21 protein-coding genes are annotated in these 18,336 nt (G+C 72.5%); 8 read left to right on the top strand and 13 right to left on the bottom strand.

Annotated features, from left to right (window positions below):
- Nucleotides 1-145: 145 nt before the first annotated feature.
- On the bottom strand, nt 146-814 hold the full coding sequence (locus M8C13_RS01650; RefSeq protein ID WP_252478604.1) for a hypothetical protein: 669 nt from the start codon (nt 812-814) through the stop codon (nt 146-148).
- Between the two features lie 177 nt (nt 815-991).
- Here M8C13_RS01650 and M8C13_RS01655 point away from each other — a divergent pair, with 177 nt between their 5' ends.
- Together M8C13_RS01655 and M8C13_RS01660 are read left to right on the top strand one after the other, a co-directional pair.
- Complete coding sequence (locus M8C13_RS01655; protein ID WP_252478605.1) at nt 992-1,837, top strand: SDR family NAD(P)-dependent oxidoreductase; 846 nt, start codon at nt 992-994, stop codon at nt 1,835-1,837.
- 115 nt (nt 1,838-1,952) lie between these two features.
- Nucleotides 1,953-2,873: an NAD(P)/FAD-dependent oxidoreductase gene (locus tag M8C13_RS01660; protein ID WP_252478606.1), complete on the top strand. Its 921-nt coding sequence runs from the start codon at nt 1,953-1,955 to the stop codon at nt 2,871-2,873.
- Between the two features lie 107 nt (nt 2,874-2,980).
- Here M8C13_RS01660 and M8C13_RS01665 read toward each other — a convergent pair whose 3' ends face one another.
- Nucleotides 2,981-4,270, bottom strand: a complete 1,290-nt coding sequence (locus tag M8C13_RS01665; RefSeq protein ID WP_252478607.1) for a YbiU family protein — start codon at nt 4,268-4,270, stop codon at nt 2,981-2,983.
- A 43-nt stretch (nt 4,271-4,313) separates the two neighbouring features.
- Here M8C13_RS01665 and M8C13_RS01670 point away from each other — a divergent pair, with 43 nt between their 5' ends.
- Nucleotides 4,314-5,438 carry an ROK family transcriptional regulator gene (locus M8C13_RS01670; RefSeq protein WP_252478608.1) on the top strand — a complete coding sequence of 375 codons (1,125 nt, stop codon included), beginning with the start codon at nt 4,314-4,316 and terminating at the stop codon, nt 5,436-5,438.
- Here the strand turns inward: M8C13_RS01670 and M8C13_RS01675 are convergent.
- On the bottom strand, nt 5,432-6,097 hold the full coding sequence (locus M8C13_RS01675; protein WP_252478609.1) for a TetR/AcrR family transcriptional regulator: 666 nt from the start codon (nt 6,095-6,097) through the stop codon (nt 5,432-5,434). The genes M8C13_RS01670 and M8C13_RS01675 overlap by 7 nt on opposite strands.
- 88 nt (nt 6,098-6,185) lie before the next feature.
- On the opposite strand from M8C13_RS01675, the gene M8C13_RS01680 reads away from it, so the two are divergent.
- Nucleotides 6,186-7,685 (top strand): MFS transporter, encoded by a 1,500-nt coding sequence (locus M8C13_RS01680; RefSeq protein WP_252478610.1) that lies wholly within the window; start codon nt 6,186-6,188, stop codon nt 7,683-7,685.
- 1 nt (nt 7,686) lies between these two features.
- Here the strand turns inward: M8C13_RS01680 and M8C13_RS01685 are convergent, their stop codons facing one another.
- Genes M8C13_RS01685 through M8C13_RS01705 form a run of 5 tightly spaced genes read right to left on the bottom strand, consistent with a single transcriptional unit; the run spans nt 7,687 to nt 11,177 of the window.
- A complete protein-coding gene (locus M8C13_RS01685; RefSeq protein WP_252478611.1) occupies nt 7,687-8,448 on the bottom strand; it encodes an ABC transporter permease in 762 nt (253 codons plus the stop codon).
- Entirely contained in the window at nt 8,445-9,197 is a 753-nt protein-coding gene (locus tag M8C13_RS01690; RefSeq protein ID WP_252478612.1) for an ABC transporter ATP-binding protein, read from the bottom strand. Before M8C13_RS01690 ends, M8C13_RS01685 begins: the two co-directional genes overlap by 4 nt.
- 35 nt (nt 9,198-9,232) lie before the next feature.
- Complete coding sequence (locus M8C13_RS01695; RefSeq protein ID WP_252478613.1) at nt 9,233-9,934, bottom strand: hypothetical protein; 702 nt, start codon at nt 9,932-9,934, stop codon at nt 9,233-9,235.
- Nucleotides 9,931-10,812: an ABC transporter ATP-binding protein gene (locus M8C13_RS01700; protein WP_252478614.1), complete on the bottom strand. Its 882-nt coding sequence runs from the start codon at nt 10,810-10,812 to the stop codon at nt 9,931-9,933. The genes M8C13_RS01695 and M8C13_RS01700 overlap by 4 nt, the downstream gene beginning before the upstream one ends.
- Nucleotides 10,809-11,177, bottom strand: coding sequence for a GntR family transcriptional regulator (locus M8C13_RS01705; protein ID WP_252478615.1), 369 nt, complete (start codon nt 11,175-11,177; stop codon nt 10,809-10,811). The genes M8C13_RS01700 and M8C13_RS01705 overlap by 4 nt, the downstream gene beginning before the upstream one ends.
- A 177-nt stretch (nt 11,178-11,354) precedes the next feature.
- Between M8C13_RS01705 and M8C13_RS01710 the strand changes: the two genes are divergently transcribed.
- Complete coding sequence (locus M8C13_RS01710) at nt 11,355-11,537, top strand: antitoxin (RefSeq protein ID WP_252478616.1); 183 nt, start codon at nt 11,355-11,357, stop codon at nt 11,535-11,537.
- A 70-nt stretch (nt 11,538-11,607) separates the two neighbouring features.
- Here the strand turns inward: M8C13_RS01710 and M8C13_RS01715 are convergent, their stop codons facing one another.
- Together M8C13_RS01715 and M8C13_RS01720 are read right to left on the bottom strand one after the other, a co-directional pair.
- A complete protein-coding gene (locus tag M8C13_RS01715; RefSeq protein WP_252478617.1) occupies nt 11,608-12,240 on the bottom strand; it encodes an HAD-IA family hydrolase in 633 nt (210 codons plus the stop codon).
- A gap of 20 nt (nt 12,241-12,260) precedes the next feature.
- Complete coding sequence (locus tag M8C13_RS01720) at nt 12,261-13,238, bottom strand: TerC/Alx family metal homeostasis membrane protein (RefSeq protein ID WP_308202751.1); 978 nt, start codon at nt 13,236-13,238, stop codon at nt 12,261-12,263.
- A gap of 84 nt (nt 13,239-13,322) precedes the next feature.
- Between M8C13_RS01720 and M8C13_RS01725 the strand changes: the two genes are divergently transcribed.
- Nucleotides 13,323-14,228: a helix-turn-helix domain-containing GNAT family N-acetyltransferase gene (locus M8C13_RS01725; RefSeq protein WP_252478618.1), complete on the top strand. Its 906-nt coding sequence runs from the start codon at nt 13,323-13,325 to the stop codon at nt 14,226-14,228.
- Nucleotides 14,215-14,922, top strand: a complete 708-nt coding sequence (locus M8C13_RS01730; protein ID WP_252478619.1) for an RraA family protein — start codon at nt 14,215-14,217, stop codon at nt 14,920-14,922. The genes M8C13_RS01725 and M8C13_RS01730 overlap by 14 nt, the downstream gene beginning before the upstream one ends.
- Before the next feature lie 3 nt (nt 14,923-14,925).
- Here the strand turns inward: M8C13_RS01730 and M8C13_RS01735 are convergent, their stop codons facing one another.
- Genes M8C13_RS01735 through M8C13_RS01745 form a run of 3 tightly spaced genes read right to left on the bottom strand, consistent with a single transcriptional unit; the run spans nt 14,926 to nt 17,934 of the window.
- Entirely contained in the window at nt 14,926-15,291 is a 366-nt protein-coding gene (locus tag M8C13_RS01735) for a hypothetical protein (RefSeq protein WP_252478620.1), read from the bottom strand.
- Between the two features lie 29 nt (nt 15,292-15,320).
- Nucleotides 15,321-17,063: a hypothetical protein gene (locus tag M8C13_RS01740; protein ID WP_252478621.1), complete on the bottom strand. Its 1,743-nt coding sequence runs from the start codon at nt 17,061-17,063 to the stop codon at nt 15,321-15,323.
- 46 nt (nt 17,064-17,109) lie between these two features.
- The gene (locus tag M8C13_RS01745) at nt 17,110-17,934 is read right to left on the bottom strand and encodes an SDR family oxidoreductase (protein WP_252478622.1); all 825 of its coding nucleotides are present in this window, start codon (nt 17,932-17,934) and stop codon (nt 17,110-17,112) included.
- Between the two features lie 57 nt (nt 17,935-17,991).
- Between M8C13_RS01745 and M8C13_RS01750 the strand changes: the two genes are divergently transcribed.
- Nucleotides 17,992-18,327: a helix-turn-helix domain-containing protein gene (locus M8C13_RS01750; RefSeq protein ID WP_252478623.1), complete on the top strand. Its 336-nt coding sequence runs from the start codon at nt 17,992-17,994 to the stop codon at nt 18,325-18,327.
- Nucleotides 18,328-18,336 lie beyond the last annotated feature (9 nt).

Below are 18,336 nucleotides of genomic sequence, written 5' to 3' on the forward strand. Positions count from 1 at the left end.
GTGCCGGACCCCGTGCCGCCCCAGCCGACCCCCGATCCCGTGCCGTCAAAGCCGGAACCCGGTACGCCCCAACCACTTCCGACCCCGGACCCGGATCCGGGGCATCCCCTGCCCACGCCGCCCATCCCGCCGCCGGAGCCCGGCCTCAGTCAGGCGTGAACCCCGGGTGGTCGCTGAGCGCCGTCACCTGGTCCGCGTCCAGTGGCACCCGCGCCAGTCTCGGCCCGCCGCGCCAGAACCGCGACGGCCGCTCATCGGCCCCGTCCAGCGAGCGCACGGTCAGCGCGAGCTTCTGATCGGCCCGGTACCGCTCGGCCGTGATGGCCCGCCGTTCGGTATTCCCGCTGCGGTCGACCATGGACACGGTGTCGCCGTTGGGGCGCGGCAGGATGCGACAGTGAGCGCGGTCGGGTTTGAGGCAGCCGGGTTCGCCTGAGGTGATCGGCGGGCTGACGAAGGTGACCAGGATGGTGCCGTAGCCGGTGCCGTCGGTGACCAGGGCGCCGATCTCGTAGTGGCGGGCGGACAGGGCGGGCTCGACCGCGGAGTTCGTCCGGACCACGCGCAGGCTGGCTGGCAGGGCCCGGCGCAGTTCCTCTTCCAGGCGGGGTGAGCGCTGCGGGGTGGCGTCGGGGACGTCTTCCAGGGCGTCCGGGCGCGGCACCGGGGACTTGCCGGGCTGGTCGATGGCCGCGACCGCGGGGGCCGGAGCGGGCGGACGTGGTGGCGGGCCGGTGCAGGCGGCTGCCGACAGCGCCAGCGCGACTCCGGCCAGCCGCAGCGGTTGCCGTGCGATGATCTCGGCCATTCCCATACGCCCCAGTCTTTTCTGCCGATCGGGCGGGTCAGCCCGACAGCCCTCTCTCGGCGGTTTGTCGCTTGTGCTGTTCCACCCTACTTAATTCACTCTTCACTGAAACCACAGTGCCCACCAACCAGCGCGGAGTGGCAGTATCGAGCGGTCACATTCCTTGGGGGAAGGCGTTTCAACATGGTTGATCTTGACGGGCGGATCGTGGTAATCACCGGAGCCAGCGCCGGGGTCGGGGCGGCCGGGGCGCGGCAGCTCAGCAGGCTCGGGGCCACCGTCGCGGTGGTCGGGCGGTCGCCGGAGAAGACCGCGGCGGTGGCGGAAGAGGTTGGCGGGCAACCGTTCGTGGCCGACTTCAGCAGGCTGGACGAGGTCCGGCGGCTGGCCGGGGAACTGCTGGCGCGCTATCCGGTGATCGACGTGCTGGCCAACAACGCGGGCCGCCAGGTCACCAGGCGCACCCTCAGCGCGGACGGCCACGAGCTGACCTTCCAGACCAACTACCTCGCCCCGTTCCTGCTCACCCACCTGCTCGCGCCGGCGCTGGGCGGCGCGCGGGTGATCTCCACCGCCAGCGCGGCGCACTCCTGGGCGCGGCTGGACCTCGATGACCTCAACTCCGCGCGCGGCCGCTACCGCAGCACCCGCGCCTACGCCTGCTCCAAGCTCGGCAATGTGCTCTTCACCCAGGAACTGGCCCGGCGGGCCGCGGGCAGCGGGCTCACCGCCTCCTCCTTCCACCCCGGGCTGGTCGCCAGCGAGTTCTTCCGCGACGACGGGGTGTTCGGGCTGTTCGGCAAGGTGATGATCAACTCCCCGCTGGGCAGGCGATTGGCGGTCAGCCCGGACCAAGGGGCCGCGCCGCTGGTGCACCTGGCCACCGCGGCGGCGGAGTCGGTCAACGGCGCCTACTTCCACCTGATGCGCCGCCAGCCGCCCAAGGGCCCTCAGCCGCACGATCCCGCGTTCGGGCAGGAGCTGTGGCAGCGCACGTTGAAACTGCTCGAACTCGACCCGGTGTGGTGATAGCGTGCCCCGGCGACCCGTTCTGGGGCGAGACCCGGGCCTGGCGTTCGACCGGCCGAGGGAGCAGTTCACACACAGCTGACAGTGGCGCGCGCCGCTGTGGGGGAGCTTTGTCATGGACTTCGACGTAGTGGTGGTCGGCGGCGGCACGGCGGGATTGACCGCGGCGATGATGCTGGCCAGGGCCCGTCGCCGGGCGCTGGCGCTGGACGCGGGCGAGCCGCGCAACGCGCCCTCGGCGCATCTGCACGGCTTCCTGGGCCAGGACGGCACCCCGCCCGCCGAGCTGCTGGCCACCGGCCGGGCCGAGGTCACCCGCTACGGCGGCGAACTGCGCGCCGAGCGGGTGCAGGCGATCGAGCCTGCCGGGGACGGATTCCTCGTCCGACTGTCCACAGAGGACTTGAGCAGCCGGAACGTGGTGGTGGCCACCGGTTTGCGCGATGAGCTGCCGGAGATCGGCGGCCTGCGCGAGCGCTGGGGACGGGATGTGCTGCACTGCCCGTACTGCCACGGTCACGAGGTCAGGGACTCCCCGATCGCCGTGCTGGGCGGGAACAACCGGCCGTTCACCCTGCACCAGGCCGTGCTGCTCCGGCAGTTCTCGGCCGACGTGGTCTTCTTCCCGCACCGGATCGTGCTGACCGAGTCGGAGCGGGAACGCCTGTCCGCCAGGGGAATCCGGGTGGTCGAGGGCGAGGTGGCCGGGGTGCGGACCGAGGAGGACCGGGTCAGCGCGGTGGAGCTGGCCGACGGCCGGGTGGAACCGCGCCGCGCGGTGTTCGTCGGACCGCGGTTCCTGCCCCGGGACGAGCTGCTCACCAAGCTGGGCTGCCGGGTCGGCGACAACGGCTGGGTCACGGTGGACGGCGCGGGCCGGACCAGCGTGCCAGGGGTGTGGGCGGCCGGGAACGTGGTGAGCGAGAGCGCGCAGGCGATCCAGGCCGCCGCGGCCGGGTCGGTGACCGCGATCGCGATCAACCACCACCTGCTGGCCGAGGACATCGAGCGGGAGCTGGCCGTGCTGCGCGGCTAGGGTGTGTCCGCCGGGTCACGCCCGCGAGAGTCGTGATCGGTTTGGTCGCTGACGGCGCGGCCGGGACGCCCTCATACCGGGCGTATTCGGGTGTTCCGGCCGTGCCGTCAGCGGCCAAACCGGCGCGGCTCTCGCGGGCGTGACCCGGCGGACACACCCTGGCCGAGACCGAGTTGCTTGCGCCCCAACGGGTTCAGCTCCGCCAGCCCCGGTCGGCCGGTCCAGGTGGTCTCGTAGTCCTCGGCGGCGAAGTCGGCCGGGCTGGCCCCGGTCAGGAAGGCCTGGCCACAGCGGGCGGCGTACTCGGCGTTCTTCGGGCAGTGCGGGCCGGCCGGGATGTACATGACGTTGGCCCAGCCCCGCTGGCCGGTCACCGGGCCGACGGAGTGGATCAGGTCGCCGTGCCACCACACCGTGTCGCCCGGTTCGACCGCCGGGATCGGGGTCAGCGCGGGCAGCAGCAGGCTGTGCCAGCGTTCGCTGATCGGCAGGGCCTGGCCGTTGGCCGCGCCGCACAGGTCGTCCTCGGGCACGTCGTCCTGCAGGGCGCGCAGCAGCAGGTAGGCCATGGCCGAGGGGATCGGGACCACGTGCAGCACGCCCTCGGTCGGGGCCATGTCGGAGAGCGCGGTCCAGCCCTGGAAGGTGCGGAAGGCCGAGCACATCACGGTGGAGGGGTACTCGTGCACCTCGGTCCGGTAGGCGCCGTCCCACGGGTCGTAGCGCAGCGGGTCGGCGCTGAAGACGTGCCGGAACACCTGCTGGTAGGCGGGAAGCAGCCAGCGTTCCACCGAGCCGGAGTCGGTGTGCGGGGACAGGCCGGCGGAGCTGGCGCCGGGCGCGCGGCGGCGGACCCGGTCGGGGTAGGCGGTGTCGCGGGCCGGGTCGAACCAGACCCGGCCCTCGGACTCGTGCCGCCAGAAGCCGTTGAGGAAGGTGCGCACCGCGGCCATGTTCGGATCTGAACGCGCCGCCAGTTGCGGGCCGGACCAGTAGATCGGGAAGATCGACGGCTTGCCCGCGGCCAGACCGCCGAAGACGCCGTCGTCCAGGTAGCGGTAGCTGCCCTCGAAGTCGTTGCGCGCCAGGTAGTCCACCAGTTCGGCGTCCCAGGCTTCGGCGCGCTCGCGCGGGAAGGTGCCGCGGATGACCGCGCAGCCGCGGCGGCGGATCGCCGCGCGCTGAGCTTCGGTGACCCGGTCCAGCTCGGCGAACTCCAGCACCGGCCAGACCTGCTCGCCGCGTTCCCGCTGCGCGACCACGGCCGCGACCTCCTCCCGCATCCGGGCTTCGACCTGCGCGAACGCGCCGCGGACGTCGCCGATGCGGGTGCGCAGCTCGGTCTTGGCCGCGCGGATGGCGGCCGGGAAGTCAACGGGTGCGGTGCTGGATGCCATTTGGTAACCTCACCTAACTAGATGCTGGTGGCAGGCTAGGCCGGTGACCCGAGACAGCGCAAGAGCCCTCCCGCAGTCGGTGCTCCGCACGGGCACCGACGCGCGACTGCTCGCCGAGGTGATCACCCGCGGCCGGGTGACCAGGGCGGAGCTGGCCGCGGTCACCGGGATCTCCAAGCCGACGGTGTCGGAGTCGGTGCGCCGCCTGGTCGACTCCGGCTTGCTGGACGCCACCGGGCTGGCCGAGACCGGGCGGCGCGGCCGGGTCGGCACCTTCTACGAGCTGGGCGTGGCCGCGGGCTGGGTGCTCGCGGTGGTGCTGGACCAGTCCGGGGTCCGCGCCCAGTCAGCGGATCTGGCCGGCGACATCCGGCGGGAGCACCTGCGGCCGCCGGGGAAACCGGGTGACAGCAAGGCTTTGGCCGCCGCGCTGCGCGAGGTGGTCCGGGAGGCGCAGGCGGCGCAACCGCATGGGCCGCTGCGGGCGGTGGGGGTTTCGGTGGCCAACCCGGTCGCGCCCGGCTCGCGCGAGGTGGTCGCACTGCCCGGTTCGCCGTTCCCGGAGGGCCTGGTCAGCCCGGCGGAGGTGCTGGCCGAGGTGACCGGCGCGCCGGTGCTGGTGGACAACGACGTGAACCTGGCCGCGCTGGCCGAACACCGCTGCGGCGGCGCGGTCGGCGCGGAGAGCTTCGCCTACGTCTACGTCGGCGCGGGCCTGGGTGTCGGATTGTGCTTGGCAGACAAGCTGATCCGCGGCGCGCACGGGCTGGCCGGGGAGATCGGCTACCTGCCGGGCACGGGTGAGGGCACCTTGGCCGCCGAGCTGGCGGCCGCCGGGTTCGGCCGCGGTGACGTGCACGCGGTGCTGGAGTTGTTGTCCGGCAAGGACAACGCGGCCCGGCGCAAGGCGATCAGCACGCTCAGCGCCGCGATCGCCCGCGCGGTGGCCTCGGTGACCGCGGTGGTCGACCCGGGCCTGGTGCTGCTGGGCGGCCCGGTGGGCACCCATCCCGCGCTGCTCGAACCGGTGCGCGCGGCGGTGGCCCAGCGCTCCCCCGCGCCGGTCCGGCTCAGTCACGGCACCCTCGGCGCGACCGCTCCCGCGCACGGCGCCTTGCAGCTGGCGCTGGAACACGCCAGGTCAGCGGCGGTGCGCCCGGCTCACTGACCCCGGCGGTCCAGGTACAGCGTGAGGCCGTCGAGCAGACGTTCGAGGCCGAACTCGAACTCCTCGTGCACGTAGACCTCCTCGCCCAGTTCCTCGGTGATCGCGAGCAGCCGGGGGCAGCCCTCGACCGCGCTGACCCGCTCCCGCCACCAGCCGGTGGTGGCCTTGGGGTCGGGCACCGCGTCCCCGCCCAGCCACACCATGGCCAGCCCGTGGCCGTGACTGGTGACCACGCCGAGCAGGTACAGCCGCTCCCGCGCGGACAGGCCGAGGCCGTCGAAGCTGGCCAGCGCCCACTCCATGTTCGCCATCAGGTTGGGACCCAGCGGCGGCCGGGCGGTGGCGGTCGCGGCCAGCATCCACGGGTGCGCGAAGAAGGACCGCCAGTCCTGCCGGGCCACCGCGGCCAGCGACTCCCGCCAGTGCTCAGGGCGCGGCTCCGGGTAGGCGTACTCCCCCGCCACCCGGTCGATCATCAGCTCGACCAGCTTCTCCCGGTTGGCCACGTGCCGGTACAGCGCCATGCCGGAGGCGCCAAGGCGCTGGCCGACCCCGCGCATGGTCACCGCGTCCAGGCCACCCTCATCGGCCAGCTCGATCGCGGTGGACACGATCAGCTCCTGACTCAGGCCGGGTCGCCGGGTCGCCGTCTCGCGCATGCTTCTCCACTCAGTTGCCTCGATCGCGGTTCGAAGTATACGTTGTAAGCGTCCACGACGTTTACAACGTAAACCTGGGGGAGCTCCCATGCGCTGGCTTGGCCTCGCGGTACTGGCCCTGCCCACGATCCTGGTGTCCATGGACCTGTCGGTGCTCTTCTACGCGGTGCCCGCGCTCAGCGCCGAGCTCCGCCCGAGCAGCGGCCAGCTCCTGTGGATCCTGGACCTCTACGGCTTCGTGCTGGCCGGACTACTGATCACCATGGGCACGCTCGGCGACCGCTTCGGCAGGCGGCGGGTGCTGCTGGGCGGCGCGGCGTTGTTCGGCGCGGCCTCGGTGCTGGCCGCCTACGCGCCGAGCACCGAGCTGCTGATCGCCGCGCGGGCGTTGCTCGGCGTGGCCGGGGCGACGCTGGCGCCGTCCACGCTCTCGCTGATCCGCACCATGTTCACCGACGCCAGGGAACGCCAGATCGCGGTCAGCGTGTGGACCATGGGCTTCGCCGGCGGCACCATGGTCGGCCCGGTGATCGGCGGGCTGATGCTGGAGCACTTCTGGTGGGGCTCGGTGTTCCTGCTCAACGTGCCGGTGATGCTGGTGCTGCTGGTGCTCGGCCCGGTGCTGCTGCCGGAGGCGCGCAACCCGGAGGCAGGCCGGTTCGACCTGCTCGGCGCGCTGCTGTCGCTGGCGGCCATCCTGCCGGTGATCTACGGCATCAAGAAGATCGCCGTGGACGGCCTGGCCTGGGCGCACGCCGGGGCGATCGTGGCCGGGCTGGCGGTCGGCTGGCTGTTCGTGCGGCGGCAGCTGCGCGCCACCGACCCGATGATCGACGTGCGGCTGTTCCGGCACGCCAGGTTCAGCGGCTCGATCATCGCCTGCACCATCACCTACCTGGTGCTCGGCGGTACCGGCCTGTTCGTCTCCCAGTACCTGCAACTGATCCTGGGCTACAGCCCGTTCGAGTCCGCGCTGTGGTCGCTGCCCGGCATGGCCGGGATGCTGGCCGGGGTCAGCCTGGCCACCGCGATCGCCGGCACCGTCCGCCCGGCCTACCTGGTCGCCGCCGGACTGACCGTCGGCTCCGTGGGCTTCCTGCTCTTCGCCCAGGTCAGCGCGGCCAGCGGGGTGCTGTGGGTGCTGGCCTCCCAGGTGGTGATGGGCGCGGGCATCGGCGCGGTCGCGGCCATCGCCACCAACCTGGTGCTGGCCACCGCCCCGCCCGAGCGGGCAGGAGCGGCGGCCGCCTTGTCCGAGACCGCCAACGAGTTCGGCGGCGCGGCCGGTATCGCCATCCTGGGCAGCCTGGGCGCGGTGGTCTACCGCGCCGGACTCTTCGGCTCGCCCCCGGCCGGGCTGACCGGCGAGCAGCTGGCCATCGCCGGGGACACCCTGGCCGCGGCCGTGCGGCTCAGCGGCGAGCTGGGCGGTGCGCTCGGCGCCGCGCTGCTGGCCACGGCCAAGGAGTCCTTCGTCAGCGGGCTGCACTGGGTGGCCTGGATCGGCGTGGCCGGGTGCCTGGTGCTGGCCGGGTTCGTGCTGGTGGTGCTGCGTTCAGTGCGCCCGATGGCGGAGGCGCACTCGTGACTCAGCTCCAGCGGAACAGCCGGACCGACAACGCGGTCAGCACCACTCCCAGCGCGGCCAGCACCACCAGGTGGAACACCGAGAACCCGGCCCCCGACCAGGCGTCCCGCATCGCCCGCAGCATCGCGCCGAACGGGGTGAACTCACCGATCGCGGCCAGCCACCTCGGCAGCCGTTCCGCGGGCATGAACCCACCACCGGCGGCGAAGGTGGCGAAGAAGGCCACCAGTCCGATGCCGACCACCGCGTTCGCCGAGGGCGCCACCGCGGCCAGCAGCACGCCGAGCGCGTAGTTGGCGAAGACCCCCAGCAGCAAGGCCATCCCGGCGGCCAGTGGCGCGGCCGGGGCGCGCAGGTCGAAGGCCAGCGTGGCCACGGTCAGCGCCAGGGTGATGCCGAAGGCGGACAGGGCCAGGTTGACCAGGACCTGCGCGCCGAGCAGCGCCACCGGGCTGACCGGGGTGGTCGACATCCGGCGCAGCACCCCGGTGGTGCGGTAGGCCACCAGCACCGCGGGCACGTTCACCAGCCCAGTGGTGGCCACGATCATGCCCAGCACCACCGGGGTGGCCAGGGTGTCGAAGGCGCGGACCGCGCCCGGCGGGGCGAGGGCCTTGGCCCCCATGCCGTTCATCACCATGAGCAGCAACGGCAGGGCGACCGGCAGGACCAGGCCGCCGGGATCGCGCCAGAGCAGCCGGGCCTCGCTGGCCACCAGGGCGCGCCAGCCGGTGCTGCGGGGCAACGCGGTCAGGGTCGTCATGCTTCCACCTCCACTGCTTCGGGGAGCTCGCCGGTGTGGTCCAGGAAGACCTCTTCCAGCGGCACGTCCGGCACGCCTCGGGTGCGGGCGAGCTGGGCGCGCAGGTTGGCCGGGGTGTCCAGGGCGGCCACCCGGCCCCGGTGGAAGATGGCCAGCCGGTCACACAGCCGGTCGGCCTCGTCCATGAAGTGGGTGACCAGCACGACGGTCACCCCGGTGCCGCGGATCTTCTCGATCAGCGCCCAGGTGCGCCGCCGGGCCGCCGGGTCCAGGCCGGTGGTCAGCTCGTCGAGCACCACGACCCGCGGTTTGCCGATCAGCGCCAGCGCGATGGACAGCCGCTGCCGCTGCCCGCCGGAGAGCGCCGCGAAGGCGGTGTCCCGCTTGGCTTCCAGGTTCAGCTCGGCCAGCAGCTCGTCCGGATCGGCGCCCTGGGCGTAGAAGGCGCGGAACAGCCGCAGCGCCTCGCCGACCCGGATCTTCTCCGGCAGCATGCTGTCCTGCAGCTGGGAGCCAACCACCTGCCGCAGCCGGGCCCGGTCCCGCCACGGGTCCAGCCCGAGCACCCGCACCCGCCCGCTGTCCGGGCGGCGCAACCCTTCCACGCACTCCACGGTGGTGGTCTTGCCCGCGCCGTTCAGCCCGGCGATGCCGAAGATCTCTCCCTCCTCGATCCGGAACCCGATGTCCCGCACCGCTACCGTGTCCCGGTACCGCTTGTGCAGGTTCTCCACCTCGATGACGGCCATGCTCCCCAATCTCCTTTGTAGACAGTCCTAAGTGGTCACTGGCGGATGTCGGCATCGCGCAGCAGCAACCAGGTTCCGCCCAGCAGCAGCGCGATCAGCGCCAGGCACACCGGCGTGCCCACCGCCAGCGAGGCCGGGCCGAGCTGGACGAACTTGCCGAGGAACACCCCGGCCCCGGTGCCGGTGACCACGTTGGCCGCGCCGACCGCCACCGCGGCCACCGGCAGCACCAGCAGCACCCCGAACAGGTGGTTGCGGTACGAGACGGCGGCGAGCAGCGCGCCGGTCGCGCTGACCGCGCCGAAGTTGAGCAGCTGGACCAGCAGCACCAGCGGCACCTCGGTGGCGGAGCGGAAATGCCGTTCCCCGGCAAGCACGTGCGGCCAGTCGGCCAGCGCGTACACCCCGGCCTCGGCCAGGTAGCCGATCGCGGTCAGCACCGCCATCAGCACGGCCAGCCCTCCGACGAAGCCGGCCACCCGCGCCGCGTACTCGCGCCGGGTGATCCCGTGCGCCACGTACACCGGCAGGTAGGTGTAGGTCAGCCACGCGGTGAAGCCGAAGGCGAACCACATGGTGAACTGCACCGCGGTGTCCCACACGCTCCCGGTGACCGTGCCGAACACCGCGATCGCGGCCAGCACCAGGCCGATCACCACCGCGAAGGCCAGCCACAGCAGCGCCACGAAGGCGAAGATCCCCGGCAGGGGGAACCGGGTCAGCCGATACCCGCTCATGCCCGCTCCTCCGCTCCGGTGAGGTGGACGATGAGCTCCTGCAAGGACAACGGCCCCACCTCGACCCCGGCCACCTCGGCCGCGGCCCGCCGGTCGGCGTCCAGCTCCCCGTACACCACGGCCTGCCGGGTCCGGCCCAGCCGCCGCTCGCCGATGACCTCAAGCCCGGCCACGATCTGGGCCACCGCGTCCTCGTCTCCGGTCACCGACACCCCGCGCGAGCGCAGGTCCTCGGCCTCCTCGAAGACGGCCAGCCTGCCGTTGTCCAGCAGCAGCACCCGTTCCAGCAGCGGCGCCATCTCGTCGATGAGGTGGCTGGCCAGCAGGAAGGTGCGCGGGTGCGCGATGTGGTCGGCGAGCAGCTCGTCGTAGAAGGTCATCCGCGCCGGCGCGTCCATGCCGAGGTAGGTCTCGTCGAAGATGGTCAGCGGCGCCCGGCTGGCCAGTCCCAGCACCACGCCCAGCGCCGACCGGCGTCCCCTGGACAGCTCGCTCAGCCGCTGCTTCGGCCCGATGCGGAACTTGGCCAGCAGCTCCTCCGCGTACTCCTGGTCCCAGTCCTGGCGCAGCTCCGCGGCCAGGTCCAGCGCGCCGCCCACCCGGTCGCCGCTCTCCACGGTGTCCCCGGCCTCGCGGATCAGGCAGATCCGCCTGGTGTTGCGCGGGTTCTCGAACACCGGCTCCCCGTCCAGCAGCACGGTCCCCTCGCTGGGCCGCCGGAACGCGGCCAGCACCGAGAGCAGGCTGGTCTTGCCGGAGCCGTTGCGGCCCAGCACCCCGCAGATCCCCGGCCCGGTCAGCCGGAACCCGATGTCCCGCAACGCGGTGGTCGCGCCGTAGCGCAGGCCGAGCCCCGCCACCTCCACGGTGAGCGTCATGCCCCCTCCTCCTCGGTCAGCTCCCGGATCCGCCGCACGATCTCCTCGGCCGGGATCCCGATCGCCTTGGCCTGCGCGACCATCGGGTCCACCACGTCGGCGAAGAACCGCTCCCCCCGCCGGGCCCGCAACAGCTCCCGGGCATCCGGACTGACGAACATCCCCAGACCTCGCTTCTTGTAGAGCACACCCCGTTCGACCAGCTGCTGGAACGCCTTGGCCGCCGTCGCCGGGTTGATCCGGTAGAAGGCGGCGTACTGGTTGGTCGACATGACCTGCTCGTCCGCGGCCAGCGTCCCGCTGAGCACGTCCGCCTCGATCCGCTCGGCGATCTGCCGGTAGATCGGACTGCCGTCGTTGAACATCCGGACTCCGGTCCTGTGGTTCGTTACTCCACTAATGAACCACAGGACGTGCGCTTAGGCAAGGCCGGGGTCTTGTCCCCCGAACGAGTGACCGCTGATGCGGTAGGAGAGGTGGTTTTCCCGATCTAACGGGAACGCAGGACGGGAGGTACCGACCGAACAGGAAGGGACATCGCCATGAGCTTCATGGACAAGGCCAAGGACGCGCTCGGCCAGCACTCCGACAAGGCCAAGGACGGCGTGCAGAAGGTCGGCGACATGATCGACGAGCGCACCGGCGGCAAGCACTCGGACAAGGTGGACAAGGCCCAGGACAAGGCGGGCGAGTTCCTCGACCGCAACCAGGAGCAGCGCGGCTGACCCGGCCTCGCGCGCGCCACGGCGCCGATCCGCGCCTACCGCGGGTCGGCGCCGGCGCGCGTCAGGGGGATCAGCCGACCCGCAGGCCGGCGCCGTCCCAGCTCACGCCGGTCAGGTCGGGGACCGCGCTGTGCGCCAGGTCCAGGTGCTCCTCTTTGCCCACCCCGAGCACGTGCCCGGCGCCTGCGGCCAGCCCGGCCTGGATGCCCGCGGCGCTGTCCTCCACCACCACGCACTCCCCGATCGGCACGCCCAGCCGCCGCGCGGCGAGCAGGTAGCCCTCCGGGTCGGGCTTGCCCGCGCCGACCAGCTCGGCGGTCACCACCACCGAGGGCAGCGGCAGCCCGGCCGCGGCCAGCCGGGCGCGCAGCAGCGGCAGGGTGGCCGAGGTGACCACCGCCCAGTTCTCCGGCAGGCCGGCCAGCAGGGCCGGGATGCCGGCGATCGGCACCGTGCCCTCGGCCCCGCTGACCTCGATCTCCTCGATCCGCGCGTTGCCCGCCGCCCGCTGGTCCTCGGGCAGGTACTTGGCCACGGTGTCCTGGGAGCGCACGCCGTGCATGCCGTCCAGGACCACCTCGGGGTCGAGGCCGTGCTCGATGGCCCACTGCCGCCAGGCGTCCTCGGCGGGGCCGGTGGAGTCGACGAGCACGCCGTCGCAGTCGAAGAGCACGGCCCGGCAGGGGATGTGGCGCGAGGTCATGATCCGCACGCTACCCGCGCTCAGGCCGCCCGCCGCCGGGTCGCGACCAGGCTCACCACCGCGGTCACCACCAGCACTCCGGCCACCACGCCCAGCGACAGCCAGTTGCTGATCTCGGGCACCCAGCCGACCGGTTCACCGCCGTTGAGGAAGGGCAACTCGTTCTTCTTCAGCGCGTGGAAGATCAGTTTCACGCCGATGAAGCCGAGGATCACCGCCAGGCCGTAGGAGAGGTAGATCAGCCGGTCCAGCAGGTGGCCGATCAGGAAGTACAGCTGGCGCAGGCCGAGCAGGGCGAAGGCGTTGGCGGCGAAGACCAGGTAGGTGTCCTGGGTGATGCCGTAGATGGCCGGGATGGAGTCCACCGCGAAGAGCAGGTCGGCCGAGCCGACCGCGACCATCACCACGAACATCGGGGTCAGCCACAGCTTGCCGTCGATGCGCACCAGCGACCGGCCGCCCACGTAGTCCTCGGTGACCCGGAACCGCCTGCGCAGCAACCGGACCAGCGCCCCCTCCTGGTACTCGTGGCTCTGCTCCCGCTGCCGGGCCAGCTGCACCGCGGTGAACACCAGGAACCCGCCGAAGATCCAGAACACCCAGCTGAACTGGTTGATCGCCGCGCCGCCGAGGAAGATCAGCGCGGCCCGCAGCACCAGCGCGATCACGATGCCGAACAGCAGCACCCGCTGCTGGTGCACCGCGGGCACGGCGAATGCGGACAGGATCACCACGAACACGAACAGGTTGTCCACGCTGAGCGAGTACTCGGTCAGGTAGCCGGTCACGAAGTCGATCCCGGGCCCTGGCCCGCCGAAGACCCACACCCCGGCCGCGAACACCACCGCCAGGCCGAAGTAGAAGACCAGCCACGCGGTCGCCTCGCGCACCCCGACCGCGTGCGGGCGGCGCACGGCCAGCAGCAGGTCCACCGCCAGCAGCAGGATCAGGGCGGCGACGGTGGCGGCCCACAGCCAGCCGGGCACGGGCAACACCATGCTGATCCTCTCCCGCCGCGTCGGTCTCGATCTTAGCCACAACATAGCTCCCCACGGGCTTGATTTGCTGACTAAGGTCAGAGAATGGAGCCTGGGCTGATCGAGGGGGTGCGGCGGTTCAACCGGACCGTCACCCAGCGGCTCGGCGCGCTGGATGAGGCCTACCTGTCCCGGGGCCGGCCGCTGGGCCAGTGCCGGGTGCTGTGGGAGATCGGCGCGGACGGCCTCGAGGTGCGGGAGCTGCGGGCGCGGCTGGACCTGGACTCCGGGTACCTGAGCCGGATGCTGCGCGCGCTGACCGCCGAAGGCCTGGTCGAGGTCGGACCGGGGACGGACGGGCGGGTCCGGGTGGCCAGGCTGACCGCGGCCGGGCTGGCCGAGCGGGCCGAGCTGGACCGGCTCTCCGATCAGCTGGCGGCCTCGATGCTGGCGCCGCTCAACGGCGCCCAGCGGGACCGGCTGATCGGTGCGATGGCCGAGGTGGAGCGGTTGCTGGCGGTTTCGATGGTCGAGGTGGCGGTGGTGGACCCGTGGCAGCCCGCCGCGCGGCACTGCCTGGCCGCCTACTTCGCCGAGCTGGCCGGGCGGTTCGACGGCGGCTTCGACCCGGCGCGCAGCATCCCGGCCGAGGACGCGGAGCTGACCCTGCCGCACGGGCTGCTGCTGGTGGCCACGCTGCACGGGGAGCCGGTGGGCTGCGGCGCGCTCAAGCCGCACCCGCCGGCGTACGCGGAGATCAAACGCATGTGGGTCTCCCCCGCGGTCCGCGGTCTCGGCGTGGGGCGGCGGCTGCTGGCGGAGCTGGAGGCCAGGGCCCTCGCGCACGGGGCGCGGGCGGTGCGGCTGGAGACCAACCGGTCGCTGACCGAGGCGATCGGGCTGTACCGGGCGGCCGGTTACCGCGAGGTCCCGGCGTTCAACGAGGAGCCCTACGCCCACCACTGGTTCGAGAAAACCCTTGCCGGAAAAGGAAACCATGGACACTCATGAGCTGGTCCGCCGATTCGCCACCCTGACCACCGCGCACCTGGCCGACGCCTGCGTGCGGGCCGGGGTGCCGGTGCGCTGCGCGCCCGCGCCGATGCTGCCGCTGTTCCCTGGGGCGCGGGTGTCCGGCCGCGCGCTACCCGCCCGGCACGTGGGCAGCGTGGACGTCTTCCTGGAGGCCTACGAGCAGGCCGAGCCCGGCGACGTGCTGGTGGTGGACAACGGCGGCCGCACCGACGAGGCCTGCGTCGGCGACCTGGCCGCGCTGGAGGCCCAGCTGGCCGGCGTCCAGGGCGTGGTGATCTGGGGCCTGCACCGGGACACCGCCGACCTGCGCGCGATCGGCCTGCCGCTGTTCAGCCAGGGCAGCCTGGCCACCGGCCCGCTGCGCCTGGACCCGCGCCCGGCCGACGCGCTGACCGCCGCCAGGGTCGGAGAGTGCACGGTGACCACCGCGGACCTGGTCTTCGGCGACGAGGACGGCGTGCTGTTCGCACCTGCCGAGCGGGCCGGGAAGCTGCTGGCGCTGGCCGAGGGCATCCGGGACACCGAGCGCCGGCAGGCCGAACGAATCCGCGCCGGGGTGTCGCTGCGCGCCCAGGTCGGCTTCGACGGCTACCTGGCGGCGCGGCGGGACAACCCGGCACTGACCTTCCGCGAGCACCTGCGCGCGGTGGGCGGCGCGATCGAGGAGTGACGCTCAGCGGGCCTTCGCGGAACTGATCTCCAGCGGCTCGCCCTGCTGACAGGTGGAGACCAGGTCCGGCTTGACCACCCCGCGCACCTCGACCTCCGCGCCGGGCTTGACCACCGAGGGGTCCCCGCCGACCAGCAGGTACTGCTTGCCACCGGACTCCATGATCAGGCAGTTCGCCTCCACCCCCGCGCTGACTTTGCCGTGCAATGTCAGCTCCCCCGGCACGGAGGTCGGCGGCGGCGCGCTGGTCGCGGAGGCCGGGTTGCTGGTGGGCGCTGGGGTGCTGCCACCGGGTGCGGTCGGGTTGCCGCCGCCACAGCCCGCGAGCAGCACCGCCAGCCCCACCACCGGCACGATTCGTCTCGGCATAGCACCGGTCTACCCCATCCGGGCCGCGCCTACCCGGTCTGTCCCTCCACCGCCAGCGGCACCGGCTCGGCACGCACCAGCTCAGCGAGCGCGTCCAGCACCTGCCCCGGCGCGCGCATCAACTGGGGGTTGCGGTCGAGACAGCGGATCTGGTCCTCGCTGAGCACGATGGACATGACGCAGCCGCCGGTCTTGACGAACAGCACGGAGGACGTCCGGATCACCACCTCGTCCACCTCCTTCATCGCCTCGGCCAGCTTCGCGATCGCGCTGGCCTCCCGCTCGTCGTTCTCCGAGCGCGGGGTGGCGATGTACTTCAGCTCCGCGGCCCGCTCCAGCTTCCCGGCCAGCTCACCCAGCTTGTCCACGGCCTTGCTGTCCCCGCGCACCCGGAACCGCTGGAACCAGGAGCCGCGCACCGGCGGCTCGGCCCCGGCCAACTCGAACCCGGCGACCTGGAGCAGCTCGGCCACGGCCTGGCACAGCGCTTCCCCGTTGTCGGAGGTGGTGTAGACGGTGACCTCGGTGGCCGGGCCGCGGCAGAGGTCCTGGACGCGGTCCCAGTTGAGCTTGGCGGCGGTGTAGTCGCCGAGTTCGGCGTGCACGGCGGCGATGCCTTCCAGGGTGGCCGCTTCCGGCGTGCGTTCGACCGGGTTGTCCAGGTCGGCGAGCACCTGGCGGGCCAGCAACTGTCCGGCGGTGTCCCTGGTCAGCGCGGCGCTGACCAGCGCGGCCTGCCATTGGGTGGCCAGGTCGCCGAGCAGGCCCCGGCGGCGGTGGTAGGTCTCCAGCGCCCAGGCCAGCCGCCAGGCTTCGGTGTGCCGATGGAGTTCGAGGCAGCGACGCTGGGCGGCGAGCAGGTTGTGGTGCTCCTCGTCCAGCCAGGCGAGTGCGGCTGCCGCGTCGGTGAAGAACCCGATCTTGCGGTCCCAGTGCCGAGGGAGCGGGCGGTGCGGGGACAGCTTCTGGCCCGCCGCCAGGGCGTGGCGCAGGTAGTGCTCGACCCCCATCGCCTGGTCCAGCGGCGGCAGGTGGTGGCGGACCGCCGAGGGGATCCGGAGCCGCCCGCCGTGCCGCTCCAGCACCCCCGCCCGCACCAGCTCCGCCGCCCGGTCGCTGCTCGGGTCGCCGGTGAGTGCCCGGAAGGTCTCCTCGCCGAGGTCGGTTCCGGGCAGATGGGCGATCAGATACAGCGCCTCCCGGCCTGCCTCGGTCAGCCCCTGCCATGCCTCCTCGACCGAGGAGGGCAACGCGGTCGGCGGCAGCACCAGCGCGGCATCCACCTCGGTTCGGCTGATGATCAGCACTGTCAGGCCGAGCACACCGTCCAGCAGTTCGCGAACCGGAACCGGGTCCTCGATCTCGTCCAGCACCACCAAGATCCGCTGGAGCTCTGTCGCGCGCCGCAGCAGCGCCAGTTGCGCGTCCAGCCCCTCGGGCACCGCCGCGTGGTCCGCCCCGAGCTGGACAAGCAGGCGGCGCAGCGGCAGCCGGGCCGAGCGGAAGTAGAACCGGCCGTCGGGAAACCGGTGCGTCTGCCGCTCGGCCCAGTGCAGGACCAGGCTGGTCTTGCCGACGCCCGCCGCGCCACCGACCACCAGGGGCCGCGGACCGGCCAGCCCCGACAGGGTGGCGAGTTCCGCGGTCCGGTTGACCACGGGGGCAGGCGGCGGCGGCAGGTTGCCGCGGGCCTGGGTGATCCCGACCGAGGTGGTCACCATGCGTGGCCGGACCACCGGCCCGGCCACGCCGACGAACTCCTTCTCCGACATGGTGACCGAGGGTAGCCGGTCGGGTACCGCGCGGAGCGAAAATGGGTCAAACAGCCGCCCAGGGCCACCGTTCGGCCCAGTCGCGGAGGCTGGTGGTGCCGCGCCGCACCAGCGCCGGATCCATCGTGTCGGCGGTCACCGCCGTGTAGGACCCGGCCACCCCAGCCGCCACCTCCGCGCCCAGGTGCGGGGTCATCAGCTCCCGGAACTCCTCGATTTCCGTTGTGCGCCAGCGCAGTTCGCGGCCCAGCACCGCCGAGAGCACCTGCGCCACCTGGAAGCCGGTGAGGTCCTCCGGGCCGCCGATCAGCTGGGCGGACACCGGTTCGGTGAGCAGTTCGCCGATCGCGGTGGCCACGTCCTCGGCCGCCACCCACGGCAGGGCCAGCTCGGGCGGCAGCGGGTGCCGGATCTCGTTGCCCGCCACCGTCCACGGGTCGGCGAGGACCTCGTTGTACAGGGCGGCGGGACCGAGGACGGAGACCGTGGGGGCGAGCTCGGGCAGGTCGCGGATGAGGCGGAACCTGGCGTCCAGGAAGGGATGTCCGGTCTCGGTGCGCTGGATGCCGGCGCTGGTGTTGAAGATGACGTGCTCAACCTTGTTGCCGGACAAGGCTTTCAGGATGGCGTCGGCCTGGGCGAGGATCACCTCGCTGAAGATGACCGGGAACTGCACGACCACCACGTCGGCCCCGCGGTAGGCGGCGGCGAGGGACGCGGGGTCGGCCAGGTCGACGGGAGTGGGGTGAGCGCCGGCGGGCGCGTGGTGCGGGTTGCGGGCGAGGGCGCGGACTTCGTGGCTCTGGGCGAGGAGCTGCCGGACGACCGGTGCGCCTTGGAGGCCGGTGGCCCCGTGCACTGCGATGATCATGCCGGGGACGCTAGGCGCAGGCGGCCAACGGTACCCAGCAAGTGGCATAGTTTCGGTATGGCAACTGGGGTTGAGCAGGGGGTTTGCGGACAGGCCCAGCCGGGGGCGGTGGAGCGGGCGCTGGGGGTGCTCACCGGGAAGTGGACCACGCTGCTGGTGCGCGAGCTGATGTGCGGACCGCTGCGCTTCGGCGAGCTGCGGACCGCGCTGGGCAGTCCGAGCGCCAAGACGCTCACCGACCGGTTGCGGGCGCTGGAGCACGAGGGTGTGCTGACCCGCACGCTGTACCCGGAGATCCCGCCGAGGGTGGAGTACGAGCTCACCGAACGGGGCAGGGCGCTGTGGCCGGTACTGGTCGCGCTGCACGAGTGGGGCAGCGAGCTGACGGGTTAATGAGTTGCC

Source organism: Crossiella sp. SN42, assembly GCF_023897065.1.
In the GTDB taxonomy this organism is placed as follows: domain Bacteria; phylum Actinomycetota; class Actinomycetes; order Mycobacteriales; family Pseudonocardiaceae; genus Crossiella.